The following is a 15,396-nucleotide window of genomic DNA, read 5'->3' on the forward strand; positions in this document are numbered from 1 at the left end:
GTCCATCACCAATACCGGGGCCATCAAGACGGGTTCGAGCGACACCGTGGGCGCCAAAGGCATTGTAGCGAATGTGCTCGGCGGAGAAGGCGGCGAGGGCGGAGGCGGCGGCGCATTCGGGCGCGGCGGGGACGGCGGCCCGGGCGCCCAGGCCGATCAGGCCATCACCATTACCAACGCCGGCGACATCGCTACGGCGGGCAACGATGCGGCCGCCGTGCTCGCCAGCAGTGCGGGCGGCGGGGGCGGACTGGCGGAAACCACCAACGGCATCATGGCTGTGGGCGGAGGCCGCGGCGGCGCCGGGGGCACCGGAGGCCGCATCATCATGAGCAATACGGGCGGCATCGCTACGTTGGGTGACAACAGCGCGGCGGTGTCGCTGCAAAGCATTGGCGGTGGAGGTGGCTTTGGCGGAGACGCGAATGCCACCGGAGTGATCACGTCCATCGCCATCGGCGGCAACGGCGGGGCGGGTGGCAATGGCGGCGAGCTTCAGTTTTCTTCGGATGGCGGCATTTATACCAGCGCGGGAAATTCTTCGGGGGTAGTGCTGCAGAGCGTAGGTGGCGGCGGCGGCAGCGCCGGGTCGGCCTCCGCGGTCGGCGTTGGCGTCGGGCTGAATGTTACGCTGAGCAATGGCGGACAAGGAGGCGGCGGTGGTTCGGGCTCCTCCGTTTCGTTCACGCAGACCAGCCCGGGAATCATCTGGACGCTTGGCGCACATAGCAACGGGGTGTTGGCGCAAAGCATCGGGGGCGGCGGAGGCAATGGCGGCCTGGCCAATTCGCGCACCGTCACGATCGCGCCGCCGACCGGGGACAACCCAAGCGGAACTGTCGCGCTCGCCATCAGCAATGGAGGCTCGGGGCAACGTGGCGGCGATGGCGGTATGGTCACGCTTGTGAATGGCGGAGCCGTCAGCACAGAGGCCGAGCAAAGCAAAGGTCTGGTGGCACAGAGCATAGGCGGAGGCGGAGGCAACGGCGGGGGCGTACTGGCCCCGGTCAAGTCGTCGACGATCGGCAGTTCACTGATCAATTTGCAGTTCAGTCTTCGCCACGGCGGCCAGGGAGGGTTAGGTGGCAATGGCGGGTACGTCAAAGTCGATAATTCCGGTACAGGCTCCGTTACCACCCTGGGCACGGGGTCGGCCGGCATTCTCGCGCAGAGCATCGGGGCGGGAGGCGGCAACGGCGGCATTGTCCAGACGCATGATGCCGATTCCTTCAATGACATCCTTGGCTCGGCATCGGACCTGCCCGACTTGCTCGACAAGGTGGCGGATTGGCTGGAAAGCGGCCCGGAGCTGGAAGTCAGCAAAGCCATCGATCTGTCCGTCGGAGTTACGACGGGTGGCGACGGCGGCGTTGGCGGCAATGCCGCTTCATTCAACGTGCGCAACGACGGCTTCATCGCGACGGCGGGAGACTTCGCACCCGGCATCGTTGCGCAGAGCATAGGCGGAGGCGGCGGCAATGCGGGGATGATCGATTCGAGCGGGGTCTCCAGCCTGTTTTCCAGCATCGATGCATTGATCCATGCTGCGGCGCCCATATCCCGCGGCGCTGTTCTTTTGCTGCCGCAAACCGCCATCACGCACCAGACTGGGGGAAACGGCGGCGCGGCTGGTTCCGGAGGCGGCTCGTCGTCGGACCCAAGTACTGTCCTGAATACAGGCACGATCTCGACGCTGGGCGACGGTTCGATAGGGATCCTGGCGCAAAGTGTAGGCGGGGGCGGTGGGCGGAGCGTCGCCAGCGGCCAGGACCTGGAAAACGCGGTAGAGCAGGCAGCGGGCAGCAAAAGCGCTGAAATCATCGACAAGATTACCTACGTCATCAAGCTTCTTGACACTGGGGGCCGCTCTGCCTTCAGCTCCGCCATCAATGTGAATGACGGGGGCGTGGATGGTTCGAGCGGTATTGGCGGGGTGGTCGCGGTCGATACCAGTGCCTCGACCAGCCGGATCAGCACACAGGGCTATCAGGCGCCCGGCATCCTCGCCCAGAGCGTAGGCGGGGGCGGGGGCGTGTCGTCGGTCAGCCAGCCCATGTTTCTCTGGACCCATTTCGATTCGACCATGAAGCTGGGCGCCACAGGCAGCCAGGCCGCAGGAGAGACGACAAGCACGGGAGGCTCGGTGACCGTGACCCATGGGGGCGTGATCATGACCCATGCGCCCAGCTCGGCGGGCATCATGGCGCAAAGCGTGGGTGGCAGCGGCGGCCTTGGCGTGCTCAGCCTGCACAATGGCAGCCTTGCCCATGTGGAGCAGACCGCCACACTGAACCTCACCTTGGGGGGCGAGTTCAAATGGGATTTGCCCGGCGCGTTCGACTTTGCGCAGGTGAGCGGCGGCGCGGTAAGCGTGAACAACAATAGCGGCGGCATCGCGACGCGCGGATCGCTTTCCCCCGGCATATTCGCGCAAAGCGTCGGGGGCGGCGGCGGAGTGGCCATCGTGTCGTCCAGCGCATCCCTGGAGAGCACCGACATCCTGCTGGGCAGCTCGGGAGGAGAGGACGGTGTGTCGGCCCTGCCCAGCGCCGGCAACGGCGGCAATGTGGCGGTCTCCAACTCGGGCGGCAGCATCGCTACGGAGGGCGTGCTTTCTTTCGGCGTTCTCGCGCAAAGCGTGGGCGGTGGCGGCGGCTATGCCGCGATTGACGATTCGACGGCGCCTGCCACGAATGCCGCGGACATTGCCTTTGGATCCACCTCGCGGATGAACACGGCGGGAGGAAACGTTTCCGTAACCCAGGACGCGAACGGCAGCATTTCGACGTCGGGGGTCGATGCGCACGGCATCGTGGCGCAGAGCGTTGGCGGAGGGGGAGGCATCGCCGGGCTGACGATCCAGCCCAATCTGACAACCTTGAAGCCGTTGGGGGCCGAGGCCGCCGGTGGCGATGGCGGCGCGGTCAACCTTTCCATCTCCGGCACGGTGGCGACGTCGGGGGCAGGCGCCAGCGGTATTCTCGCCCAGAGCGTTGGCGGTGGCGGGGGGCTCACGGGCGACCAGTCGTCCGCGCATTACACGGCAAATCTCATACAACAGGCGGGGCTGACCGCCGGCGATGGCAACGGCGGCGCCATCGATGTTTCCGTCGGGGCCGGGGGAACCGTCCAGACTACAGGCGCGAATGCTCCGGCCATCCTGGCGATGAGCATTGGCGGTGGAGGCGTGTTCAAGGACGGTACGCTTTATCAATACGGCACGCCCGACAATCACCTGGCCTATGGCGGACCGATTTCCATCGCTATTGGACAGGCCGCCAAGGTCGTGGCCAGCGGCGCAGATACTCCCGCCCTCGTAGCCGTCAGTAATGGCGCCAACGGAGGCGGGCGGCCCATCACGATCGATCTGGCGTCGAAGGCGCTTCTGGGCGCCGATCTTTCGTCCGGAACGGCCATCCTGGCGGTGTCTCCCCTGGCAAGCACGACCATCGCCAATGCCGGCGTCATCCAGGCAAAGACGGCGATCGACGCCCTTGGGCACACGGTCGTCACCAATACTGGAACCGTGGCGGGCGACGTGCTCATGGGAAGCGGCAGCGTTTTCAACAACGAGGCGGGGGGGAGCTTGTACAGCGGGTTGCGGTTCCAGGGCGATCTGAACAATGGCGGCGTGCTCAATCCCGGCGGGCCTGGCGCCTATGTGACGACGCGGATTACCGGCACGCTGAACAATACGGGCGCCTACCGGCCGGATCTTGGTTTTTCCAACCACAATAGCGATTTTGTTTCGGTGTCCGGGGCGTCGGTTTTCGCCGGCACGGTTCGGCCTGTGCTGCACAATCCCGTGAAAAACATCTGGCTGGGCATAGCGCATTTCGATACACCGCAAACCAGCGTGCCGGTTGCCGAAGGCGACTCCCCCTTATTCCGTTACATGCTGAAGAACAATGGTCCCCAGGCCTGGCGCGATCCGCTGATTTCGGTCGATGCCGATTTTACGCCTTCGGTGTTTGCGCTTAGCGCGGATCGTGCAAATATCGCCCGTTCGCTGCAGGAGCTATGGAACCGGGGCGATGCAAGCACCGGCCCGGCATTCGACAAGCTCACCGGCGTCCAGACGCAGGACCAATATCGGGATGCCCTGAACAGCATTGCCCATGATGGCCAGTTCGCCCGCGCCAGCAATCAGATGCAGGCATCCTACGCTTCGATGAATCGCATGATGAGCTGCCCAGGGTTTGTCGGGGAAAGCACCATGCTGCGGGAAGGCGATTGCACCTGGGCGCGCCTGGAGGCGAACTGGATCGCGCGCGATACGACGGCGGATGACGAAGGCTATCGGGTCCGCCAGAAAACAGTGACGATCGGTGCACAGCGCGAAATATCGCACAACTGGTTTTTGGGCGGGGCGCTAGGCTATGCGTATGGTGAAACCACCTCGTCCTCCAGTGTGTCGAACCATAGCGACACATTCTCGGGCGGTCTTGCCCTCAAATACAACCGTGCGCCATGGCAGGCCGCGCTTGCCGTGTATGGCGGCATGGAACAGAGCCGGATGTCGCGCAGCACCCTTGACGGGGTGGCGAAAAGCACGCCGAAATCATCCTTTCTGGCAGGCCGGCTGCGGCTTGCCTATGAGGTCAGCCGGCCGTCCTGGTACCTGCGCCCCTATGTCGACTTCGATGTGAACCATATTCGCCAGAACGGCTATCAGGAAGAGGGCTCCGGCCTGTTCGACCTGAAGGTTCACGGCAACGACACCACGTCGTACATGGTTTCGCCCATGCTGGAGATTGGCGGGCGCAGGAATCTTGCCAGCGGCTCGACGCTGCGCGCCTACCTGGCGGGTGGAGCAAGCTTTTTGAATAGCGGAGACGTCGTAACCACCATGGAGTTGAGCAGCCTGGGCTCGGAGCCGTTCTCGTTGAGGTCGGGCATGCCCAAGACGTACGCGAATCTGTCGGCCGGCCTGGAGTATGTCACGCCCAAGGGGCTGGAGCTGAAGACGGAGTATTCATTGCGCGTCAATGGGCAATACAGGGATCAATCATTTACCCTGCGCGCGGCCTATCATTTTTGATCCGTCGATCGGGGCCAGATTCCCATGCGCTCGCGCAGGCTCTTCCGGTACGAACGCGACACCGGCCAGGCATTGGCCACCGACCGCATTTCGATCAGCCACTTGTCGTGGCTTCTTCGGTCGACCGCGACGATATGCAGCGCATTCACGATGGCTGTTCTATGCACCCGGAAAAAGAACTGCCCCGGCAGCAGGGTCGACCACATTCCAAGCGTGCGCGAGTCGAGCACCATTGATCCGTTCTCGAGCCATATCTCGCTATAGTTTCCAGCCGAGCGCACGCCGACGATTGTTTCGGGCGAGACGCCCCGAACCACGCCGCGCATGCTGAGGTAGACAAGGGGCGCCGAGCTTTCGTACGCGGTGCTGCCGTGGTTGCGCTGGTTCCGGTACTTTGCCTGCCCGACCAGGCCCGCGCACTGGAACAGCGCGCCGACTTCGCCGCAAGACCAGGTTCTGTGACGGGTGGTGGCGTCGAAGCCGATGATGCCGCGCAGCTTTTCTTCATGGAATATCGGCACGCTCAGGACGCTTTTGTTTCCCTGGCGCTGGAATTCGGCCTGGATGGCCCGCGCGTTGCGCGGCAAGTCGTTGACATCGTGCACGGCCACGGCATGCCCTTTCACCATGTGCCGGTGCAGCCAGGCGATCAAGGTCGTCGGAACGTCCTGGAGTTCGGTCACGAATGGTTTGGTCTGGCCCCGACACCATTCATAGGTATTGCAAAAGCGCAGCATGTCCGGGCGGTATTCAAGCATCCATGCACGGTCGGCATCGGCGGTCTTGCCCATGAAGGCCAGTTGTTCCGCAATCGCTTCGTCGACCGGGTATGTGAGCAGGCTCATGGCGCAGTGATAGATCCAGTTGCCGAATGAGCCGGGTTCAAGGTCGGTTGCGGTGTAAATCGTGTATTGACTTGCGTTCTGCATGCGCGACTCCTGCTGCTTCTTACGGCTACTGCCTATATCGGATGTAGCATCCTCAGCTTCGGTTTGCCGCTTGGCCGAAGCGTTCCTTGTCCTGCACCAGGGCTTCCTTCAGGTTCTCGGCGGGCACGGGACGGCCAAGCAGGAAGCCTTGCAGCGCATCGCATCCCAGGTCGGTCAGAAACCCTTGCTGCGTATCGGTTTCCACGCCCTCGGCGACGATATCCAGGTCCAGCGCCTGGCCCAGGGCAATGATGGCCGAGACGATGGCGGCATCTTCGGTGCCGCTGGCCAGGTCGTTGACGAAGCCCCGATCGATCTTCAGTTCGCTGGCGGGCAGGCGCTTGAGGTGCAGGAGGCTGGAGTAGCCGGTGCCGAAATCGTCGATGGAAATGCGCACGCCCATATTGTCCAGCTCCTGCAGGATGCGCAGGCTCGCCTCGACGTCGTGCATGGCCGTGGACTCGGTGACCTCGAGCGTCAGGTAGCGCGGCTCGACATCGTGTTTCGCCAGAGCTTCGCCGACAGTCTGGACGAGCGCCTCGTCGCGGAACTGATGGGCCGACAGGTTCACGGAAATGACCAGCGTATCGAAGCCCGCTTCGTGCCACACCTTGAGCTGGCGGCAGGCCTCGTTCAGCACCCAGGTGCCGATGGGCACGATGAGTCCGGTTTTTTCCGCAAGCGGAATGAACTCATCCGGAGGAATCAATCCGTGAACGGGGTGAGCCCAGCGCACCAGCGCCTCGACGCCGGTAATCGGGCCATGAGGCGCGATGAATTTGGGTTGATAGTGGAGCACCAGCTCGTCGCGTTCCAGCGCCAGCCGCAGATCCAGTGTCAGTTGCAGCTGCCTGTGGACATTGGCGTTCATGGATGCCTCGAAGAAGCAGTAGGTGTCGCGTCCCAGGGTCTTGGCGTGATACATCGCGGCATCGGCGTTGGCCAGCAGTTCGTGCTCGGTGGAGCCGTCGCCCGGATACATGGCTATCCCGATGCTGGTCGATACGCGCAGATCCCGGCCGGCAATGGAGAACGGTATGCGGATGGCGATGGCGACCTTGTCGGCCAGCGAAGCGGCATCGGAAGGCTCGGAAACGTTGGCCAGCAGGACGAACTCGTCCCCGCCTACGCGGGCGATGGTGTCTTGCGCGCGGATGCTGTGCTTGATGCGGTTGGCGATCTCGACGAGAAGCAGGTCGCCGACATGGTGGCCGTAGCCGTCGTTGATGGCCTTGAAGCCGTCCAGATCCATGAACATCAGGGCGAAATGGGGGGATTCGTCACTGGTCCCCTCCATGGCGCGCTCCAGCCGGTCTTCCAGCAATAGGCGGTTGGGCAGCTTGGTCAGGTTGTCGTGCAGCGCCAGATAGGTGAGTTCCTTGTTGGCCTGGGCCAGCGAGCTTGCCAGGACGGTGGTCCTGGATTCCAGGCGTTGATCCAGCAGCGAGATGGTCAGCGCCATCGTGAGCACGCTAAGCGTTGCGACGACGACGACCAGCCCCAGCCAGCCGATCTCGATGCCGGTGCCTGCCGCGCCGCAAATCGAACCCGCCGGGAATTCGGCGGCGGCCATGCCAATGTAGTGCATGCCGACGATGCTCAATCCCATGACGCAAGCGGCGATGGCACGCAGCCTTCGAATATGCATGGAATGCCGTTGCAGCCTGAACGCTATCCATAGCGCCACGCCCGATATCACCATCGAGACTGCAATGGACAACAGAAACAGGGAAGGTATGTACTGGATGCCCGGTTCCATGCGCAGGGCCGCCATGCCAGAGTAGTGCATGCCGGAAATCCCCATGCCCATCAGCAGCGCGCCGACGGCGAGGCGGCGCCAGGGCAAGGTTGCCTGGCAGGCTATCCACAGAGCGAATGCCGACGAGGCGATGGCGATCAACAGGGAGAGCATGGTGATCGTCGGGTCGTAGCCCAGGGGAATCGGCAGGCTCAGCGCGAGCATGCCGACAAAATGCATGGACCAGATGCCCACGCCCATGGCGCAGGCGCCTCCGGCCAGCCACAGCCGCGCCGCGCGCCCTGATGTCTTGGTGATGCGTCCCGCCATGTCCAGGGCCGTATATGAGGCCAATATGGCGACGAAGATCGAGACCAGAACAAATGAGCTGCTGTAGCTGGTGGCGAGCATTGTGGTTTCGCGTCTTTATGAAAGTGATGGATAGCCCGGGGAGCGGTGCATTGCAGGGTATGGGTGGGAGAAGAATGATACTGGGCAAGTGTTTGCGGAACTCGACATTATATGTCTAAATATATATACGGCGAAGGCAAGGTCATGCAGCTGTCACCGGCTATAACGGCATCGTGGGTGAATACTTGAATTCGGCGGCTTTTTATTGGCCGCTGCCGCGCAGGCGCTCGATGGCGCGCCGGTCCCGTTTGGTGGGGCGGCCGGCATCGAGGTCCCGAGCGGGTTCGGGAGCCAGCCTGCGCAGTTCCGCGGCGCGTTCGCGCGCAGCGATGCTTTCGGGGGTTTCTGTATAGAGCTGCTGCGCGGCCTGCGCCGGACCCCGGACGTTGCTGACCGCCTGGACGATTACCGTGACGGTGGCGTCGCCCCGGCGTATCTCCACCAGGTCGCCCGGCTTTACTTCGCGCGACGCCTTGGGCAATTGCCGGTTCAGCAGTATTCGCCCTTTGCCGATTTCCTGGGCGCACAGGCTGCGGGTCTTGAAAAACCTAGCCGCCCAAAGCCATTTGTCCAGCCGGATCTGTTCAGGCATGGCGATGCTTGCAGAATGGGGTGGGGAATGTGACGATATTCATGAGGGCGCGGGAAGAGGTGTGCGTGGAATATATAGGAATAGTGCAATTCTAATCCTGCCAACCCCGTGCGTCGGTTTTTACGTTTGCTGCAGTGTCACGGCATGCCGTCTTGGCCGGTAGCGATCTGCAAGATGGTTTGCGGCATTGTGGCAGAATCCGGATTATCTGGATGGAGGCTGGAAATTGGAATTGTTGCGTCTGAGTGTCTTGTTTGCGCTTACCGCCTTGGCCGAAATTGTCGGCTGTTACTTGCCATGGCTGGTCCTGAAGCAGGGAGGCAGCTTGTGGCTGCTTTTGCCCGCCGCCGTTTCCCTGGCGCTTTTCGCATGGCTGCTGACTTTGCATCCGTCCGCGGCGGGCAGGACATATGCGTCTTATGGCGGCATGTATATCGTGGCCGCCTTGATCTGGCTGCGGGTTGTCGATGGAGTGCCCTTGACGCGCTGGGATGTCTCGGGGGCGGCGCTTGCCCTGGCCGGCATGGCGGTGATTGCCTTGCAGCCTTCATGAGGCAGGCGCATATAGAACTACAGGCTGGCAGGGTGCGGATATTGCGTTGCGAAAACTGAAAGGCCCCGCCTTTTGGCGGGGCCTTGCTGCCGCTGGGGCAGTGGACACCTACGATGACGTGGTGTATGGGAACTGCCTCGAGGGCAGTTGTACTGCTCGTGTGGCAGTAAGGTAACGATAGTTCGAGTCGGGCTTCGGGCCAACTAGGATTACTACCAATCCGCCCTTCGCCTGCCGGAAAAAATTGTTATTAAATTTAACTGCAGATCAAGCTTCTGGAACCGGGGTGGGACCGTGGCCCGACAAGGCTGCGCTCAGGCTGTACAAAGGGGAGAAGGATTCAGCCTGGGCCATGGGCCAACTGACGCGGAAAATGGTCTGCCGGAACTTGCCTTCGAGCAGCTCGCCTTTTTGCAGGTCGGGGAACAGGGCGGAAAGAACACGCACTTCGCTGCCCGATATGCGGCGGGCGATATGGTGCGGGCGCAGTTCGTCGGGGTGCGTCAGGCCGGCGGCCCCCAGCAGTTCCGAAAGGGCCTGCAAGGTATTGTGATGGAAGTTCTTGACGCGCACGCATTTGTCCTCGACCACGAGCGCGGCCTGGCGCTTTGGGTCTTGCGTCGTGACGCCGGTGGGACAGCGTCCGGTATGGCAGACCTGGGCCTGTACGCAGCCGACCGCGAACATGAAGCCGCGGGCGGCATTGCACCAGTCGGCGCCCAGGGCCATGATGCGGGCCATGTCGAACGCGCTGATGATTTTCCCGGATGCGCCCAGCTTTATTTTTTCGCGCAGGCCGATGCCGACCAGGGTGTTGTGCACCAGGCGCAGCCCTTCGCGCAGGGGCGTGCCCACGTGGTCGACGAATTCGATGGGCGCGGCGCCCGTGCCGCCTTCGGCGCCATCCACAACGATGAAATCCGGGGTAATGCCGGTCTTGAGCATGGCCTTGGCAATGGCGAACCATTCCCATGGGTGGCCCACGCACAGCTTGAAGCCCGTGGGCTTACCACCGGAGAGCTCCCGCAGCCGCGCCACGAACTGCATGAGTTCGACCGGCGTGTTGAAGGCGCTGTGGGTGGAGGGCGAATCGCATTCCGTCCAGGGCGGCACGTCGCGTGCCCGCGCGATCTCGGGCGTTACTTTAGCGGCCGGAAGTATGCCGCCATGGCCGGGCTTGGCGCCTTGCGACAGCTTGATTTCTATCATCTTGACGCTGTCGTGCCGGGCGCGCCGGGTAAAGGCTTCTTCCGAGAAGCGGCCGTCCTTGTCGCGGCAGCCGAAATAGCCCGAGCCGATGTTCCAGATGAGATCGCCGCCGTGTTCAAGGTGATACAGGCTGATGCCGCCTTCGCCGGTGTCGTGCGCGAAATTGCCCATGGCCGCGCCTTTGTTCAGGGCAAGCACGGCGTTGGCGGACAGCGCACCGAAACTCATCGCCGAAATATTGAAGACCGACAGTGAATAGGGCCGGGTACAGTCGGGCCCGCCCACGGTAATGCGGAAATCGCTGTTTTCGGGGTGTGTCGGGCTCATGGAATGGTTGATCCATTCGTATTCATTGCCGTAGACGTCGCCTTGCGTGCCGAAGGGCCTCTTGTCGATTTCCTGCTTGGCGCGCTGGTACACCAAGGAGCGGTTGGCGCGCGAAAAGGGGAGTTGCTGCGTATCGTCCTCGAAGAAATACTGGCGGATCTCGGGGCGGATGAATTCGAAGAAATAGCGCAGATTCCCGATGACCGGATAGTTGCGGCGTATGGCATGGCGGGTTTGCGCAAGATCGATGATGCCCAGCACGACGAGGGCCAGGCAGACGAGCGCCGGCGGCAGCCACCAGGCGCTGAGGAAGACGGAAAGGGCAAGAAACAGTATGGTTCCTGCAATGACGATGTAGAAGGCGGTGTGTCGGGTTAGCAGTCGAGTCATAGGATTCCTTGTCATGCCTGGTATTTTCATGCCGGAAGCAATTTCCCTGCTTACGGCTTGGACGCATGCGGGCGTGCTGGGTGCCTGTTGCAAGGCTTGATCGGCCGCCGGCCTGGCGCCGTTCGGGCTCGCCTTTATTGCAGCGCGTCAAACGGTTAAACTGGTACTTCTTTCATCGGCGGCGGGGACGACCCCGCTGTTTTGCCGAGCAACGGGGACGACCCCATGTTTTCTGGAGCAAGCAATGTCTGCGTCGTTCTCGTGGGTTGTTCTGGTTGTGGCCGGCCTGTTCGAGGTGGGCTGGGCCATCGGCCTCAAGTATACCGAGGGTTTCACCCGATTCTGGCCGACCGCGGGCACTGTGGTCAGCATGGTCGTTAGCGTCGCCTTGCTGGGCCTGGCACTGAAATACCTGCCCGTGGGCACCGCCTACGCGGTATGGGTGGGCATCGGGGCGGTCGGCACCGTGGCGCTGGGCATACTTTTATTGGGCGAAGCCGCCACCTTCGCCAGATTGCTCAGCATGGGCTTCATTGTGATCGGAATCATCGGGCTGAAGCTTAGCAGTTGAATCGGCTTTGGATTCAAGCATGGAAAACTATTCGATCAAGTTGGCGGGCTGGGACGAAATCGGCCGTCAGGCCGGCGCAGTACGCTTTGAAGTCTTTGTGAACGAGCAGAACGTGCCGCTCGAGGAAGAACTGGACGACGAGGACGCCCGCGCGATTCACGTGCTGGCCAGCGACGGCCGTGGCATTGCCGTGGGCACCGGCCGCTTGCTGGGCGACGGCCATATCGGGCGCATGGCGGTGCTTCGGCCCTGGCGCGGGCGGGGGGTGGGGTCGGCCATGCTGCTTGCCCTGGTTGACGAAGCGCGGCGGCGCGGCCATGGCCACGCGGTGCTGTCGGCCCAATGCCACGCCCGGGCCTTCTATGCCGCCCATGGTTTTGTCGCCGAAGGCGGCACCTACATGGATGCGGGCATCGAGCATATTACGATGCGGCGCGTGTTGTAGCGCCGGGGCGATGCCAAGCAGAAATAAAAAAACCACCCGATTCAATTCGAGTGGTTTTTTTAATGATGCAAAAAGTTTGGTGGGTGCTACAGGGGTCGAACCTGTGACCTACGCCTTGTAAGGGCGCCGCTCTACCAACTGAGCTAAGCACCCCTTTCAGCCTTGGCTGACACCAAGCCTGTAATGCGGCGGCTTGAAACCACCGTGTTTACAAAGCTTTGGGGCTACTTCACTTCTTGCAAAACGCGGGGCAAATTATAGCGGACTATATTTACCCGCGCAAATAAGGCATTGTTTAGTTGACGGCGTCTTTCAGTGCCTTGCCGGGACGGAACTTGGGCACCTTGGCTTTCTTGATTTTGATGGCTTCGCCGGTGCGGGGGTTGCGGCCGGTGCGGGCGGCGCGCTCGGAAACGGCAAACGTGCCGAAACCGACCAGGGTGACCGAGCCCTTTTTCTTGAGCGTGGTCTTGACGGCGCCGATGAAAGCCTCAAGGGCGCGGCCGGCGTCGGCTTTGGAAAGATCGGCTTTGGTGGAGATGTGTTCGATGAGCTCTGTTTTGTTCATTAAGGATTACCCCTAAAAATTATTATAGCCAGGCAACGCCTGACAACTGATCAAAAAAAGCAGCACCCTAGGTGCCATTTTTTACTACTCGAAATCAATGTGGAGACACGCGCCGGATGCAAGCCGGCAAGTAGCTGCACACAACAACACGACTAACGCGTATTAAGCCTTTGAAACACACAGCTGTCAAGCGAAAATCGTCCAAAACCCGCACGGTTGCTGACTTTTTTCAAATTTTAACTTTCGCAGCGCGCCATGAATGTGTTTCCAGGCCACAGCCACGCCACACGCCGCTGCATTTACGCCGCAAGTTGCAAAAAAATACCAGATCATGTTCAGCTTTGCCCGGCCGACGCCCCGGCGGTTTTGCCGGGCTGCTGCACAGGGTTGAACAGGATGGGGCCTAGCCAAGGGCCTGCCGGAAATCCTCGATAAGGTCTTCGATGTCCTCGATGCCCACCGATACCCGCAGCAGACTGTCGGCGATGCCCATCTGCGCGCGCCGTTCGGCGCCCATCTCATAATAGATAGTATGCGCCACGGGCAGGACCAGGGTTCGCGTGTCGCCAAGGTGGGTGGCCAGAATCAGCACGTCCAGGCGGTTCAGGAACTCGAAGACATCGATGCCGTCGACCAGCTCCACGCCCATCAGGGAACCGAAACGATGCTGGAACAGCTGATCGGCGCGTTGATGCTGGGCGTGGCTGGCCAGGCCAGGATAATGCACGGCCGAGACCTTGGGATGCGCCGACAGATAGTTGGACAACTGCAGAGCATTGGAGCAGGCCCTCTCCATGCGCAGGGCCAGCGTTTCGGAGCCGACGGAAATGCGGTGCGCGGAATCGGCCGACAAGGTGCCTCCCATGTCCCGCAGCCCCTTTTTCTTGATCTGTGTCAGCCCCCAGGTTTGCGGCGGTCCCTTGCGGTACGGCTGGGCGATGATGTCGTAGTCCGACCAGTCGTACAGGCCCGTGTTGGTAACCGCGCCGCCCAGGGCATGGCCGTGGCCGCCAATATACTTGGACAAGGAGTTGACCACCAGGCTGGCCTGCACGTCGATGCCCCGGCAAAGCCAGGGGGTGGACAAGGTGCTGTCGACCACATATACCAGGTGCTTTTCCGTGCACCACTGCCCGATACCCAGGAGGTCGGCGATCTGCGTTCCCGGGTTCGCAATGGACTCGACGAAGACCATGCGGGTTTCGGGACGCCATGCCGCCTTCACATTGGCCGCGTCGGTGGCGTCGACGAACGTCACCTCCACGCCCAGGCCGGCCAGCGTGCCGAGCAGGCTATTGGTGTTGCCGAAAATGTACTGGCTGGCGATGAGGTGGTCGCCCTTGCGCAACAGGGTAAAGAACACGGCATTGAGGGCCGCCATGCCGGTCGCAAAGGAAACCGTGCCGATGCCGCCTTCCATGTGCGTGATCTTGGCTTCCAGCGCGTTGGTCGTGGGAGTGCCCTGGCGTGCATAGGTAAAGCCCGCCTTGCCCTGGAACACCGCCGCCAACTCGCGCGAGTCGGCATACGCATATTCGGAGGATGGATGCAGGGGCTTGTGGATGGCGCCGTGCTCTACCGATGAGCGCCTGTCGGCGTGAAGAATGCTGGTTGTAAAACCATTGCTGCTGTTGTTGGTCATGACAATATACGAAATCAGGTTGGAAGGGCGGAGCCTGCACATCGCGGGCTCGAAGGCCCTCGCTTCGAACTGGCGCGGGCCGTGTAAGCAAATATATCGGGCCGCGCAAGCCTAGCCGCTGGCGCGCTGGCGCACCGATTCGTACAGGCACACGGCGCTGGCGACGCTCACGTTCAGGCTTTCGACCGAGCCCGTCATGGGAATGTTGACGAGTTCATCGCAAGTTTCACGCGTCAGGCGCCGCATGCCCTCGCCCTCGGCGCCCATGACCCAGGCCATGGGGCGGCGCGCATCCACGGAATACATGGTGCCGCTTGCTTGGTCGTCGGTGCCCACCAGCCAGACGTCGCGCTCTTTCAGTTGGCGCATGCTGCGGGCCAGGTTCGTAACCATGATGTAGGGCACGGTTTCGGCGGCGCCGCAAGCCACCCGCTGTACCGTGCTGTTGAGACCCACGGCGCGGTCGCGCGGGGCGATCACCGCATGCACCCCCGCCGCGTCGGCCGTGCGCAGGCAGGCGCCAAGATTGTGCGGGTCGGTAACACCGTCCAGAATCAGCAGCAAGGGCGTTTGCCCTTTGTCTTCGAGCATATCCAGGACTTCGTCGATGTCGACCGCCAACTGGTTTTCGTCGGCCAGAGCCACCACGCCCTGGTGCCGGGTGCCGCGCGCCAGCCCATCGAGCCTGTCGGCCGGGACAGGATGAGTTCGTACATTGGCTGCCTGGGCCAGGTCTATCAGCGACTGCATGCGCTTGTCGCGGCGGGACGCCTCGAAATAGAGCTCTTTGATGGACGATGGCGCGTGGCGCAGACGCGCCGTTACGGCGTGAAAGCCTGCCAAAACCTGGTGGGACGGCATAATATTCCTTCAATGACGGCCGAAATGGCGGCCGGAATAATTTTCGCACAGTTCGCCCCGCCAAGTCCGGCCCACGCTGCGCCAATCAGGAACATGCCGCAGCATGCCAGGCCGCAGCG

General features: G+C 62.2%; 11 protein-coding genes and 1 tRNA gene. 4 read left to right on the plus strand and 8 right to left on the minus strand.

The features are described 5' to 3' along the window. Window positions 1–5,041 (plus strand): autotransporter outer membrane beta-barrel domain-containing protein (locus tag VNT00_RS12430; protein ID WP_325587909.1); only part of this gene is annotated, 5,041 nt, incomplete at its 5' end. Here VNT00_RS12430 and VNT00_RS12435 read toward each other — a convergent pair. The 3 genes from VNT00_RS12435 to VNT00_RS12445 form a co-directional block, all read right to left on the minus strand. Next, on the minus strand, window positions 5,032–5,970 hold the full coding sequence (locus VNT00_RS12435; protein ID WP_325587911.1) for a GAF domain-containing DNA-binding protein: 939 nt from the start codon (window positions 5,968–5,970) through the stop codon (window positions 5,032–5,034). The two genes, VNT00_RS12430 and VNT00_RS12435, sit on opposite strands and share 10 nt — an antisense overlap. A 52-nt stretch (window positions 5,971–6,022) precedes the next feature. Beyond that, window positions 6,023–8,119 carry a putative bifunctional diguanylate cyclase/phosphodiesterase gene (locus tag VNT00_RS12440; RefSeq protein ID WP_325587913.1) on the minus strand — a complete coding sequence of 699 codons (2,097 nt, stop codon included), beginning with the start codon at window positions 8,117–8,119 and terminating at the stop codon, window positions 6,023–6,025. Between the two features lie 202 nt (window positions 8,120–8,321). Next, the gene (locus VNT00_RS12445; RefSeq protein ID WP_325587915.1) at window positions 8,322–8,711 is read right to left on the minus strand and encodes an RNA-binding S4 domain-containing protein; all 390 of its coding nucleotides are present in this window, start codon (window positions 8,709–8,711) and stop codon (window positions 8,322–8,324) included. 226 nt (window positions 8,712–8,937) lie between these two features. Here VNT00_RS12445 and VNT00_RS12450 point away from each other — a divergent pair, with 226 nt between their 5' ends. Beyond that, window positions 8,938–9,264 (plus strand): YnfA family protein, encoded by a 327-nt coding sequence (locus VNT00_RS12450; RefSeq protein ID WP_325587917.1) that lies wholly within the window; start codon window positions 8,938–8,940, stop codon window positions 9,262–9,264. A 267-nt stretch (window positions 9,265–9,531) separates the two neighbouring features. Here VNT00_RS12450 and VNT00_RS12455 read toward each other — a convergent pair whose 3' ends face one another. Beyond that, window positions 9,532–11,190 carry an FMN-binding glutamate synthase family protein gene (locus tag VNT00_RS12455; protein ID WP_325587919.1) on the minus strand — a complete coding sequence of 553 codons (1,659 nt, stop codon included), beginning with the start codon at window positions 11,188–11,190 and terminating at the stop codon, window positions 9,532–9,534. 244 nt (window positions 11,191–11,434) lie between these two features. Here VNT00_RS12455 and sugE point away from each other — a divergent pair, with 244 nt between their 5' ends. Together sugE and VNT00_RS12465 are read left to right on the plus strand one after the other, a co-directional pair. Then, complete coding sequence (sugE, locus tag VNT00_RS12460) at window positions 11,435–11,761, plus strand: quaternary ammonium compound efflux SMR transporter SugE (RefSeq protein WP_325587921.1); 327 nt, start codon at window positions 11,435–11,437, stop codon at window positions 11,759–11,761. A 19-nt stretch (window positions 11,762–11,780) separates the two neighbouring features. Beyond that, window positions 11,781–12,206 (plus strand): GNAT family N-acetyltransferase, encoded by a 426-nt coding sequence (locus VNT00_RS12465; RefSeq protein WP_325587923.1) that lies wholly within the window; start codon window positions 11,781–11,783, stop codon window positions 12,204–12,206. Window positions 12,207–12,283: 77 nt separating this feature from the next. Here VNT00_RS12465 and VNT00_RS12470 read toward each other — a convergent pair. From VNT00_RS12470 to rlmB, 4 genes are all read right to left on the minus strand, one after another. Continuing rightward, window positions 12,284–12,359 (minus strand) — tRNA-Val (locus VNT00_RS12470). Window positions 12,360–12,501: 142 nt separating this feature from the next. Next, window positions 12,502–12,774 (minus strand): HU family DNA-binding protein, encoded by a 273-nt coding sequence (locus VNT00_RS12475; protein WP_113931454.1) that lies wholly within the window; start codon window positions 12,772–12,774, stop codon window positions 12,502–12,504. A gap of 403 nt (window positions 12,775–13,177) precedes the next feature. Then, window positions 13,178–14,416, minus strand: coding sequence for a cystathionine gamma-synthase family protein (locus tag VNT00_RS12480; protein ID WP_325587928.1), 1,239 nt, complete (start codon window positions 14,414–14,416; stop codon window positions 13,178–13,180). Between the two features lie 111 nt (window positions 14,417–14,527). Further along, on the minus strand, window positions 14,528–15,277 hold the full coding sequence (rlmB, locus tag VNT00_RS12485; protein WP_325587930.1) for a 23S rRNA (guanosine(2251)-2'-O)-methyltransferase RlmB: 750 nt from the start codon (window positions 15,275–15,277) through the stop codon (window positions 14,528–14,530). Window positions 15,278–15,396: the final 119 nt, after the last annotated feature.

The organism is Eoetvoesiella sp. (assembly GCF_035555955.1).
GTDB lineage: Bacteria > Pseudomonadota > Gammaproteobacteria > Burkholderiales > Burkholderiaceae_B > Eoetvoesia.